Source organism: Aquabacterium sp. OR-4 (assembly GCF_025290835.2).
In the GTDB taxonomy this organism is placed as follows: Bacteria; Pseudomonadota; Gammaproteobacteria; order Burkholderiales; family Burkholderiaceae_C; genus Pseudaquabacterium.
Genome location: NZ_JAOCQD020000002.1, coordinates 57,394 through 69,256, shown reverse-complemented (window position 1 = coordinate 69,256; position 11,863 = coordinate 57,394). Strand labels below are relative to the sequence as shown.

Here is an 11,863-nt window from a genome sequence, read left to right as displayed (position 1 = left end):
GCGGCATGCCAGGCGCAGCCTGGCCAGGGCCAGCGGGTCAGGCGGCCTTGGCCTCGACGTGGCCGTGGCGGGTGTACAAAAAGTCCAACACCTCCTTGCGGCAGTGCATGTAGGCCGGGTCTTCGGCCAGCTCCACGCGGTTGCGCGGGCGCGGCAGATCCACGCTGAGGATCTGGCCGATGGTGGCCGCCGGGCCATTGGTCATCATCACGATGCGGTCGCTCAGCAGCACGGCTTCGTCAACATCGTGGGTCACCATCACCACGGTGCTCTGGGTGCGGGCCACGATCTTGAGCAGCTCGTCCTGCAGCTTGGCACGGGTGAGGGCGTCGAGCGCGCCGAAGGGCTCGTCCATCAGCAGCACCTTGGGCTCCATGGCCAGCGCACGGGCAATGCCCACCCGCTGCTTCATGCCGCCCGACACCTCGTGCGGGCGCTTGCTGGCGGCGTGGCCCATGTTCACGAGGTCGAGCGCGGCCTGGGTGCGGGCCTTCAGCTGCGCCTTGCCCTCCTTGGCGCCGAACACCCGCTCCACGGCCAGCATCACGTTGTCGAAGCAGGTCAGCCAGGGCAGCAGGCTGTGGTTCTGGAACACCACCGCGCGCTCGGGGCCCGGGGCGGTGATCTCGCGGTTGTCGCACAGCAGCACGCCCTCGGTGGGCACGGTCAGGCCGGCGATCAGGTTCAGCAGCGTGCTCTTGCCGCAGCCCGAGTGGCCGATCAGCGCGATGAACTCGCCCTTCTGCACCTGCAGGTTGATCTCGCGCAGCGCATGGAAGCGGCCCTTCTTGGTGGTGAACACCATTTCGGCGTTCTGCACTTCGATGAATCCAGGCATGGTCGTTTCCTTCGGTCAGATCAGTCGTCGAACGAGAAGCGCTTGGCAATGGACACCAGGGCCTGCTCGAGCAGCAAGCCCACGATGCCGATCACGAAGATGGCGATGATGATGTGGGCCACGTTGAGGTTGTTCCACTCGTCCCACACCCAGAAGCCGATGCCCACGCCGCCGGTCAGCATCTCGGCGGCCACGATCACCAGCCAGGCGGTGCCCACCGACAGGCGCACGCCGGTCAGCATGTAGGGCAGCACGCTGGGCAGCAGGATCTTGGTGATGACCTTCCACTCGCTGAGGTTCAGCACGCGGGCGACGTTCAGGTAGTCCTGCGGCACGCGCTGCACGCCCACGGCGGTGTTGATCACCATCGGCCAGATCGAGCAGATGAAGATCGTCCAGATGGCCGCCGGGTTGGCGCTCTTGAACACCAGCAGGCCGATCGGCAGCCAGGCCAGCGGCGACACCGGGCGCAGCAGGCTGATCAGCGGATTGACCATGCGGCTGAGGAACTCGAAGCGCCCCAGCATGAAGCCCAGCGGAATGCCCACCAGCGCCGCCAGGCCGAAGCCCAGCGCCACGCGCTGCAGCGAGAACAGGATGTTCCAGCCGATGCCCTGGTCATTGGGACCCTTGCTGTAGAACGGATCGCTGAACAGCTTGACCGCAGCCTCCCAGGTGGCGGCGGGCGTGGGGAACGCGCTGGAGTTCTGCGTGGCCAGCGCCCAGATGCCCACCAGCAATGCCAGGCCGGCAATGGGTGGCAGCACGCTCAGCGTGATGCCGCGCCAGTCGGTGGGCATGCGCGCCGGCTTGGCGGCCTTGGGCGGTGCGGCGGCAGCGGCGGGCTTGGCCGCCACCGCTGGCGCTGGCGTCTCGCTGGCAGGCGCCAGGCTCGAGGTTGAATGGAACACGGCACTGACCATGGCAGTTCTCCAGAAAAGAAACGAATACCGGCCGCTCGGTGAGGTCCAGCGGCCTTCGTCGCGAGCGGGCTCAGGGTGGTTCGAGCAACGCAGCCGTACACCCGTACGGCGAGTCGCGCAGGGCCGCCATGGGCCCGCGCAGCAGAAGGACGCTGGACCTCAGACCTTGACCTTGAAGCCGTCGGCGTACTTGGCGGGGTCCTTGCCCTCCCAGACCACACCGTCCACCAGCTTGCTGCTGCGCATGTCGCTCTTGGGCAGGTTGACCTTCAGCGCCGAGGCGGCCTGCTTGTAGAGCTCGGTCTGGTTGACCTGCTTGGCCACCGCCAGGTAGTCGGGGTGATCCTTCAGCAGGCCCCAGCGCTTGTGCTGGGTGAGGAACCACATGCCGTCGCTGAGGTAGGGGAAGTTCACCACGCCGTCGTTGAAGAACTTCATGTGGTTGGGGTCGTCCCAGGTCTTGCCCAGGCCGTTCTGGTAGCGGCCCAGGATGCGCTGGTTGATCGCATCGACGCTGGTGTTGACATAGGCCTTGTCGGCCACCGTCTCGGCCATCTTCATCTTGTTCTGCAGGCCGGCGTCGATCCAGCGGCTGGCCTCCAGGATGGCCATGATCACTGCGCGGCAGGTGTTGGGGTACTTCTTGGCAAAGTCGCCCGTGGTGCCCAGCGCCTTCTCGGGATGGTCCTTCCAGATGTCTTGCGTGGTGGTGGCGGTGATGCCGATGCCGTCGATGATGGCGCGGTGGCCCCAGGGCTCGCCCACGCAGTAACCGTCCATGTTGCCCACGCGCATGTTGGCCACCATCTGCGGCGGCGGCACGGTGATCACCTTGGCGTCCTTCATCGGGTTCACGCCCACGCTGGCCAGCCAGTAGTACAGCCACATCGCGTGGGTGCCGGTGGGGAAGGTCTGCGCAAAGGTGTATTCGCGCTTCTCGGCGGCCATCAGCTTGGCCAGGCTGGCGCCGTCGACCGCGCCCTTGTCCGCCAGCTTCTTGCTCAGCGTGATGGCCTGGCCGTTGTGGTTCAGGTTCATCAGGATGGCCATGTCCTTCTTCGGACCCGACACGCCCATCTGCACGCCGTAGATCAGGCCCCACAGCACGTGGGCCATGTCGAGCTCGCCGTTGACCAGCTTGTCGCGCACGCCGGCCCAGCTGGCTTCCTTGGTGGGGATGATCTTGATGCCGTACTTCTTGTCGAAGCCCAGCACGCTGGCCATCACCACGCTGGCGCAGTCGGTCAGCGGAATGAAGCCGATGCGCACTTCTTCCTTCTCGGGCTTGTCCGAGCCGGCGGCGTACACGGCGCTTTGCAGTCCGGGGATCATGCCGGCCGCGCCAGCGGCGGCGGCCTGGATGACGGAGCGGCGGGTCATGGTGCTGGATTCCTTGGGCGGGGTGGTCATGTGGGCAGGCTTGTTGCGATGAATTTCGGGCAAAAAAAAGCGTCCTCACCGAGCGCTGGTGGCCTTGCGGCCTGCGCGGGTGGGGACGCCATCGTCCTTGGCGGCAGGCGCGCTCGGCATTGAGCGCAACCTGGGCCTGTCGAAAGTCGCCATTGACCTTCTCGAACAATGCAACGCAAGCCGCGTGCCTGGCCTGGCAGGGCCATCCTGCGCCCCTGGCGCCTCGTGCCGGGGCATGGGGGCGCGCAGGTCGTGCTGCGGTGCACCATGCTTGGGCAAAGAGCCCGGGCAGACGGGCGGGCGCGCGGGCGCGGCGTGCATCGCGGCGGTGCCGTCGGGCGGTGGCCCGGGCGTGGCCAAGCAGGGGCCGGGCAGGGGGCCCGGTTTTCGTGGCCGGGCCGCGGCCTGACGGGCGAGGGGGCGGGAGGGGGGGAGGGGAGGGCGTGAGCCGCCGCGGCGGCGGGTGCGCCGGCGCTCGCCGGCGCGGCGCTTCAGCCGAGCAGGTCGGCGGCGTCGAGCATGCGCTGCGCGAGTTCTGCGATGCGCAGCTTCTTGTCCATGGCGGCACGGCGCAGGCGTGCGTAGGCTTCTTCTTCGCCCAGGCCCTGGCGGCTCATCAGCAGGCCCTTGGCCCGTTCGATCACCTTGCGCTCCTGCAGCTGGGCCTTGGCACTGGCCAGCTCGCGGCGCAGGGATTCCTCGACCTGGAAGCGCGCCATCGCCACATCCAGCACCGGCTTGATGCGCGCCGTGGCCAGGCCGGCCACCACGTAGGCGGTGACACCGGCGGCGATGGCATCGCGCACATGGCTGGTGTCCTCGTCGTCGGTGAACAGCACGATCGGCCGCCGGTCGTCGCGGGTGGCCAGCACCACATGCTCGAGCGTGTCGCGGGCCTGGCTCTGCGCATCGACGATCACCAGATCGGGCTGGATCTGCGCGAGCTGGTCGGGCAGAAACATGTCGGCCGGCAGCACCGCCACGATGTTGTAGCCGGCCTGCAGCAGCCCGATGCGCAGGCTGCGCGAACGCTCGGCCTCCAGCCACGCCGAGGTGTCTGAAGGATCGGGCACCAGATTGTCGGGTGCGACCACCACGATGCGCAGTGCCTGCTGGACGTCAGCCATGAGGTTCAAGGTGCAAGAAGCACGCCAATCGTGCAGGCCGTGCGCGCGCGGGCGCCGGGTCGTCGTCGAGCAGGGACAATGTCAGCATGGCATTTGAACTGGAAATCGGGCAGGCCAGCAGCACCGGGCCGCGCACGCACAACGAAGACCGTGCCGGGGCACACATCGCTGCCGAATCCGGGCGCGGCGTGCTGGCGGCCGTGGCCGATGGCGTGTCCACCGGCGGGCTGGGCGGCGAGGCGGCGCAGGCCACCGTGGCCGTGCTGCTGAACGACTTTTTCGCCACGCCCGCCACCTGGGAGACGACGGTCAGCCTCGACCGCCTGATCTCGGCGCAGAACGCCTGGCTGGTGGACCACAACCGCCGCCGCGCGCGCCACCGCGACGGCAGCGCGCTGACCACGCTGACCGCGCTGGCCTTGCGCGGCCAGACCTTCACCGTGGCCCATGTGGGCGATACGCGGGCCTGGCTGTGCCGGCCCGCTGCCAAGGCCGCTGAGGACGGCGCGCCGCCCGAACTCACGCTGCTGACGCAGGACCATGCCTTTGACGCCGCCGGCATGCACAGCCGCCTGACCCGCGCGCTGGGCCTGGACGACGCAGTGCGGGTGGACTACGTGGAAGGCGATGTCCGCCTGGGCGACTGCTTCGTGCTCAGCAGCGACGGCGTGCACGGCGTGCTCGATGCGCCCGAGATCGCACGGCTGGCGGTGTGGGGCTCGGCGCAGCAGGCCGCGCTGGCCCTGGTGGAGGCGGCGCTGGCCAAGGGCGGGCGCGACAACGCCACGGCCCTGGTGCTGCGGGTCACCGGCGTGGATGCCCGCGACCTGATGGACGAGCTGGGCGATGCACGCCGGCTGCCGCTGCCCGACAGCCTGCGCGTCGGCCAACTGCTGGACGGTCTGCAGATCACCGCCCGGGTGGCCGACAACGGCGTGCACCGCATCTACCAGGCACGCGACACGGCCGACGGCCGGCTGGTGGCCATCAAGCTGCTGCACCCGGGCCGGGCGGCCGATGCCGAAGAGCGCACGATGTTGGCGCACGAGGCCTGGCTGGGCCAGCGCCTGACCGAGGGCGGGGCGCCGGGCCTGGTGCACGTGCATCCGCGCCGGCCGGGTGCCGCCAGCTTCTACGTCGTGTTCGACTGGCATGCCGGGCGCACCATGGAGCAGCTGGCCGCGGCCCAGCCGGTGCCGGCCGTGGCCGATGTGGTGGCGGCCGCCATCGCGCTGACGCAGGCCCTGGCCAGCCTGCACCGCGCGGGTGTGGTGCACCGCGACATCAAGCCGGGCAATCTGCACCTGGCCGAAGACGGGCGCTGGCGTCTGCTCGACCTGGGCGCGGCGCTCAGCGGCCGCGAGCCGGCCAGCCAGCGCGAGCTGCGTGCCGGCACGCCCTCGTACATGAACCCCGAGCAATGGGAGGGGGCGCCGGCCGACGCGCGCAGCGACCTGTATGCGCTGGGCGTCTCGCTGTACCAGTGGCTCACCGGCAGCCTGCCGTACGGCGAGATCGAGCCCTACCAGCTGGCCCGTTATCGCCGCGACCCGGTGGCACCCACCCGCCTGCGCCCCGATCTGCCGGTGTGGCTGGAGCGGGTGGTCATGCGCGCCATCGCACGCGAGCCGCGCGAGCGCTTTGAAACCTCTGAAGAGCTGCTGCTGGCCCTCGAGCGCGGCGCGGCGAGGCCCTTGCCGGCGCTGCGCGCCACTCCGCTGGCGCGCCGCAACCGCGACGCGCTGTGGAAGGCCGGGCTGGTGGTCTCGCTGCTGTTCAACCTGCTGCTGGTGTTCTGGTTGCTGTTCCTGCCGCGCTGAGCCGGGCGCCAACGCGGCAGCCGGGCTCAACGCCGGGCGCCAGCGGTGCGGCTGACCGGCGCGCGCACGGCGTCTTGCTGCGCAGAGGCTGGGCGGGCACGGCCGCCTTTTTCGGCCCAGGTGCGTGTCCAGCGGATCTGTACCACGCGCAGCATCGCCAGCATGACCAGCGCCAGCACCGTGAACGACAGGAAGCCGCCCAGGTAGCTGCCGGTGTGCTGCTTGGCCAGGCCCATCGCGTTGGGCAGGAAGCCGCCACCGAGAGCGCCGATCTCGCCGATCATCGAGCCGGCCACCGCGGTGGTCAGCGGCCAGCGCAGGGGCACCAACTGGAACAGCGCACCGTTGCCGGCCCCCAGGGCGGCAAAGCACAGCATGAACAGCAAGGTGGTGACCACCAGCGACTGCCCGGCAAAGCCGCAGGCCGCCAGCGCAGCCGCCACCACCACCAGCACGCCGCTGAGGGTGTGGATGCCACCCACGCGGTCGGCGATCCAGCCGCCCACCACGCGCACGGCCGAGCCCATCAGCGTGGCCAGCATCGTCAGCTGCCCCGCCTCGATCTTGGTGACCTTGAACTGGTCGTAGAAATAGGTCGGCAGAAAGCTGGCCAGCCCGATGAAGCCGCCGAAGGTGACCACATAGATCAGGCTGAAGGCCCAGCCGTCCTTCTCGAACAGGCAGCCGACATGCTCGCGAAAGCTCTGGTGCTCGACATCGGGCGGCTCCTTGGCCACCAGCCACATCACCGCCATCGGCAACACCATGGTCATGGCGGCCAGGCCGTACACCGTCTGCCAGCCGTAGGCCTGGGCCAGCGGGGGCGCAAACAGCACGGCCAGCACCGTGCCCGAGTTGCCGGCCCCGGCGATGCCCATCGCCAAGCCCTTGTACTGCGGCGGATACCAGCCCGAACCCAGGCTCAACGCCACGCCGAAGCTGGCGCCGGCAATGCCCAGCAGCACGCCCATGGCCAGCACGTTGTCGTAGCTGTTGACGAACAGGTAGCCGAAGACCAGCGCCGCCACGATCAGGCCCATCTCCACCATCGCCGCGTTCTTGCGGCCGATGTACTGCGCCAGCACGCCCAGCGGAAAGCGCATCAAGGCCCCGGCCAGGATGGGCACCGAGATCATGAAGCCCTTTTGCGCCGGCGACAGGCCGAAGCTGTCGCTGATGAACGGCGCCATGGCGCCGTTGAGCACCCAGATGGCGAAGCAGAAGTCGAAGTACAGGAACGAGGCAGCCAGCGTAGGCCAGTGCCCGGCGCGCACGAAGGTCTTGAAGTTGGACATGGGTGTGGAGCCTGGCCCCGGGGTCAGCTCGGGCGCCGATGCTTCGAAGCGAAGGAGTTGGAACGCGCCCCAGGCGGCATGACAACCGACCGGCCCCCACAAGCGGGCCCGGCGGGCGCGTCGCGCGGCGTGCTGCCCTCGTTGGCAGAGCGCCGAAGCGGTGCATCAAAGCAGCCGCTGTGGCAGTGTTAGCAATATTCGCGCCTGAAATTTTGGCGCTGGCGCGGTGGTGCGGGCGCCAGCAAGGTGCAAGCCGTGCACGCTGGCGCAGCGCGGGGTGGTGCGCCAGCGGCAGCCCCTACACTCGCGCCCCATGAATGTGCTGGGCATCGAATCCTCCTGCGACGAGACCGGCGTGGCCCTGGTCAGCGCGGGTGCCCAGCCGGACGGCAGCGCGGCACGGCTGCCGGTGCTGCGCGCGCATGCGCTGCACAGCCAGGTGCAGATGCACGAGGCCTACGGCGGCGTGGTGCCCGAGCTGGCCTCGCGCGACCACATCCGCCGCGTGCTGCCGCTGGCCCGCCAGGTGCTGGCCGAGGCCGGTGCCACGCTGGCCGAGGTGGACGTGGTGGCCTTCACCCGCGGTCCGGGCCTGGCCGGCGCCCTGCTGGTGGGGGCTGGCGTGGCCTGCGCACTGGCCGCGGCGCTGGGCAAGCCGACGCTGGGCGTGCACCACCTCGAGGGGCATCTGCTGTCGCCGTTTCTGTCGGCCGATGCGCCCGAGTTTCCGTTCGTCGCGCTGCTGGTCTCGGGCGGTCACACCCAGCTGATGCGGGTGGAAGGCGTGGGCCGCTACGAACTGCTGGGCGAGACCATCGACGACGCCGCCGGCGAGGCCTTCGACAAGAGCGCCAAGCTGCTGGGCCTGGGGTATCCGGGCGGGCCGGCGCTGTCGCGGCTGGCGCTCAGCGGCAATCCGGCGGCCTACGCCCTGCCGCGGCCGCTGCTGCACAGCGGCAACCTCGATTTTTCGTTTGCCGGCCTGAAGACCGCCGTGCTCACCCAGCACCGCAGGCTGCAGGCCGGTGGCGAGCCCCTGGGTGAGACGCTGCGGGCCGATCTGGCCGCATCCACCCAGGCGGCCATCGTCGAGGTGCTGGTCAAGAAATCGCTGGCGGCGCTCAAGCACACCGGCCTGAAGCGCCTGGTGGTGTCGGGCGGCGTGGGCGCCAACAGTGCCTTGCGCGAGCAGTTGAACGCGGCAGCGCCGCGCCGCGGCCTGCGCGTGCACTACCCCGAGCTGTCACTGTGCACCGACAACGGCGCCATGATCGCGCTGGCCGCCGCCATGCGACTGCAGGCCGGTTGCGCCCAGGCCAGCTGCGACTACGCCTTTGACGTCAAGCCGCGCTGGCCGCTCGATCAGGCTGGTTGAGGCGGCGCTGCAGCGCGCGGGCCGCATGCGCTGTGCGTCGGCGCCCCGGCAGCGGAGCCATCCCCTTTTTTTGTGACCCTGAGTGTTGTTGAGATGAATGCATGTTTTCGTGGCGCCCGTCGGCGCATGGCCCTGGGTGTGATGGCGGCCTGGGCTGCGTGGGTCCTGCCCGTGGCGGCGCAGACCGCCGGTGCATCGGCGCCGCCCCCGTCCGAGCCGCTGCGGCTGGCCTTGATCGAGGCCCTGTCGGGCCCCTTCGCCAATGCCGGCGAGGCGGTGTTCCGCAACCTGCTGTGGGCCACCGAACGCGTCAATGCCCGCGGCGGCGTCAAGCTGCCGGCCGCCGCCGGGGGCGCGCGCAAGCTCGAGCTGGTGCGCATGGACAGCAAGGGCCAGGCCGACGAGGCGCTGTCGCTGCTGAAAAACGCCACCGACCGCCAGATCGGCTTCGTGCTGCAGGGCAACAGCTCCGGTGTGGCCAGCGCGCTGGTCGAGGCGCTGAACAAGCACAACGAGCGCGAGCCGCAACGCCGCGCCGTGCTGCTGAACTACTCGGCCGTGGAGCCCTCGCTCACCAACGACCGCTGCAGCTTCTGGCACTTCCGCTTCGACGCCCATGCCGACATGCGCCTGGCCGCGCTGATGAGCGTGCTGCAGGACGACAAGGCGCTGAAGAAGGTCTACCTGATCGGGCAGGACTACAGCTTCGGCCAGCAGCTGGGCCGGCAGGCGAGGGCGGCCATCACCGCGCGCCGGCCCGACATCGAGATCGTCGGCGACGAGCTGCACCCGATGGGGCGGGTGAAGGACTTCATGCCCTACGCCACCAAGATCCGCGCCAGTGGTGCGCAGGCGGTGATCACCGGCAACTGGGGCAACGACCTCACGCTGCTGGTCAAGGCCACGCGCGAGCTGGGCGTGCCGCTCAAGTACTACACCTTCTATGCCAATGCGCTGGGCGCGCCGGCGGCGCTGGGCGATGCCGGCGTGGGCGCCGTGCTGGCGGTGGCCGAATGGCACCCGAACCTGGGCGACGCGCCCAGCGAGGCCCTGGTGTCGGCCTTCCACAAGCGCTTTCCCGATCCGCGCGACGACTACCTGCATGCCCGCATGCAGACCCTGGTGGAGCTGCTGGTGCAGGCCATCGAGAAGGCCCGCAGCGCCGACCCCACGGCCGTGGCCCGCGCGCTGGAAGGCCTGGCCTACGACGGCGCCACGCTGGGCGGCGTGCACAGCGGCAGCATGCGTGCGGCCGATCACCAGTTCCAGCAGCCGCTGGTGGTGAGCATGATGGACAAGGCCGGCGCGCCGGGTGTGAAGCACGATGTCGAAGGCTCGGGCTACGGCTTTCGCACCGTGCGCCGCTTCGATGCCCGCGCCATGGAACTGCCCCACACTTGCCGCATGACCCGGCCGGAGTAAGCCCCGCATGATCGACCTGCGCCCCACCATCGCCGGCCTGCCGGGCAGCCGCATCCGCGAAGTGGCCAATGCCGGGCTGCACCGCAGCGATGTGCTGGCCTTCTGGTTCGGCGAATCCGACGAGGTCACGCCGCCCGAGATCCGCCAGGCGGCCAGCGAGTCGATCGCCCGCGGCGAAACCTTCTACAGCCACAACCTGGGCCTGGCCGAGCTGCGCGAGGCCCTGCGGGTCTATGTGGCCGGCCTGCATGGCGACCCGGGGCCTGAGCGCATCGCCGTCACCTCGTCGGGTGTCAATGCGCTGATGCTGGCGATGCAGCTGCTGGTGGGCGATGGCGACGAGGTGGTGGTGGTCACGCCGGTGTGGCCCAATCTGCCGGCCCAGCCCGCCATCCTGGGAGCGCGGGTGACGCGCGTGCCGCTGGCGCCCGATGCGCAGGGCGCCTGGCAGCTCGACCTGCAGCGCCTGCTGGCGGCGGTGACGCCGGCCACCCGGGTGCTGCTGCTCAACGCGCCCAACAACCCCACCGGCTGGACCTTGACCCGCGCCGAGCAGCAGACCCTGCTCGAGCATTGCCGCCGCACCGGCACCTGGATCGTGGCCGACGAGGTCTACGACCGCATCTGGTTCGGGCCGGGCCAGGCGGCGCCCAGCTTTCTGGACCTGGCCACGCCCGATGACCGCCTGGTGGTGGTGGGCAGTTTCTCGAAGGCCTTCCTGATGACCGGCTGGCGTCTGGGCTGGCTGGTGCTGCCGCGCGGCGGGCTCGAGGCGATGGGCAAGCTGCTCGAGTTCAACAGCTCCTGCGCGCCGGTGTTCGTGCAGCGCGCCGGGCTGGCGGCCATGGCCATCGCCGGGCAGTTCGTGCCGCCGCTGGTGGCGCGGCTGAAGGCCGGGCGCGACCGCCTGTGCCCGGCGCTGGCCGCCTTGCCGGGCGTGAGCTCGGCGCTGCCGCTGGGCGGCATGTACGCCTGGTTCAGGCCGCCCGGCGCCGGCGACTCGCTGGCCTTTGCCAAGCACCTGGTGGCCGAGCACGGCCTGGGCCTGGCGCCCGGCAGCGCCTTCGGCCCCGAGGGCGAGGGCTGGCTGCGCTGGTGCTTCGCGTCGCGTGACCTGGCCCGCATCGACGACGGCGTGGCGCGCCTGCGTGCTGCGCTATACTCTGCGGGTTTCGCCTAGCCTCGGTTGGGTGGAGCAAAGGCACGGCACGGGTCGGTTTCACCTGTGACCGCAAGTTAAAACGCCTGCGAAGCACGCCACGGATCACGCAAGAGCCGGGCGCTTCAAGGGCACTCGGAAACCGCCTGGCGCAATACGGGGCTTGCCGTCCCGCAGCGCCGGCCCGGCGGTTTCCATGACAACGAAGGAAACGCACATGACCGTGGCCAAACTCGACCGCGCAGAAATCGTCCAGGCCAATGCCCGTGGCACCGCCGACACCGGCAGCCCCGAGGTGCAGGTGGCCCTGCTGACCGCCCGCATCAACGACCTGACGCCCCACTTCAAGACCCATCTGAAGGATCACCACGGCCGCCGTGGTCTGCTGAAGATGGTGAGCCGCCGCCGCAAGCTGCTCGACTACCTGAAGGGCAAGGCCCCCGAGCGCTACACCGCGCTGATCCAGAAGCTCGGCCTGCGCAAGTAAGCGCACA

At 69.9% G+C, this 11,863-nt stretch carries 10 protein-coding genes; 5 read left to right on the top strand and 5 right to left on the bottom strand.

Annotated features, from left to right (window positions below):
• Positions 1 to 37: 37 nt before the first annotated feature.
• The 4 genes from N4G63_RS12515 to N4G63_RS12500 all read right to left on the bottom strand — a co-directional run bounded on the left by N4G63_RS12515 (position 38) and on the right by N4G63_RS12500 (position 4,298).
• Complete coding sequence (locus N4G63_RS12515) at positions 38 to 838, bottom strand: ABC transporter ATP-binding protein (RefSeq protein ID WP_260785813.1); 801 nt, start codon at positions 836 to 838, stop codon at positions 38 to 40.
• Positions 839 to 858: 20 nt separating this feature from the next.
• Positions 859 to 1,761: a nitrate ABC transporter permease gene (ntrB, locus tag N4G63_RS12510; protein ID WP_314599755.1), complete on the bottom strand. Its 903-nt coding sequence runs from the start codon at positions 1,759 to 1,761 to the stop codon at positions 859 to 861.
• Between the two features lie 159 nt (positions 1,762 to 1,920).
• Entirely contained in the window at positions 1,921 to 3,141 is a 1,221-nt protein-coding gene (locus tag N4G63_RS12505; RefSeq protein ID WP_443112052.1) for a CmpA/NrtA family ABC transporter substrate-binding protein, read from the bottom strand.
• Positions 3,142 to 3,662: 521 nt separating this feature from the next.
• Positions 3,663 to 4,298, bottom strand: a complete 636-nt coding sequence (locus tag N4G63_RS12500; RefSeq protein ID WP_260785812.1) for an ANTAR domain-containing response regulator — start codon at positions 4,296 to 4,298, stop codon at positions 3,663 to 3,665.
• An 86-nt stretch (positions 4,299 to 4,384) separates the two neighbouring features.
• Here N4G63_RS12500 and N4G63_RS12495 point away from each other — a divergent pair, with 86 nt between their 5' ends.
• Positions 4,385 to 6,118 carry a bifunctional protein-serine/threonine kinase/phosphatase gene (locus tag N4G63_RS12495; RefSeq protein ID WP_314599753.1) on the top strand — a complete coding sequence of 578 codons (1,734 nt, stop codon included), beginning with the start codon at positions 4,385 to 4,387 and terminating at the stop codon, positions 6,116 to 6,118.
• Between the two features lie 26 nt (positions 6,119 to 6,144).
• Here N4G63_RS12495 and N4G63_RS12490 read toward each other — a convergent pair whose 3' ends face one another.
• A complete protein-coding gene (locus N4G63_RS12490) occupies positions 6,145 to 7,413 on the bottom strand; it encodes an MFS transporter (protein WP_260785810.1) in 1,269 nt (422 codons plus the stop codon).
• A 313-nt stretch (positions 7,414 to 7,726) separates the two neighbouring features.
• Between N4G63_RS12490 and tsaD the strand changes: the two genes are divergently transcribed.
• The 4 genes from tsaD (at position 7,727) to rpsO (ending at position 11,856) form a co-directional block, all read left to right on the top strand.
• Positions 7,727 to 8,788: a tRNA (adenosine(37)-N6)-threonylcarbamoyltransferase complex transferase subunit TsaD gene (gene tsaD / locus N4G63_RS12485; protein ID WP_260785809.1), complete on the top strand. Its 1,062-nt coding sequence runs from the start codon at positions 7,727 to 7,729 to the stop codon at positions 8,786 to 8,788.
• Positions 8,789 to 8,881: 93 nt separating this feature from the next.
• A complete protein-coding gene (locus N4G63_RS12480; protein ID WP_443112051.1) occupies positions 8,882 to 10,210 on the top strand; it encodes a branched-chain amino acid ABC transporter substrate-binding protein in 1,329 nt (442 codons plus the stop codon).
• A 16-nt stretch (positions 10,211 to 10,226) separates the two neighbouring features.
• On the top strand, positions 10,227 to 11,390 hold the full coding sequence (locus N4G63_RS12475) for a pyridoxal phosphate-dependent aminotransferase (RefSeq protein WP_443112079.1): 1,164 nt from the start codon (positions 10,227 to 10,229) through the stop codon (positions 11,388 to 11,390).
• A 196-nt stretch (positions 11,391 to 11,586) separates the two neighbouring features.
• On the top strand, positions 11,587 to 11,856 hold the full coding sequence (rpsO, locus tag N4G63_RS12470) for a 30S ribosomal protein S15 (protein WP_260785807.1): 270 nt from the start codon (positions 11,587 to 11,589) through the stop codon (positions 11,854 to 11,856).
• Positions 11,857 to 11,863 lie beyond the last annotated feature (7 nt).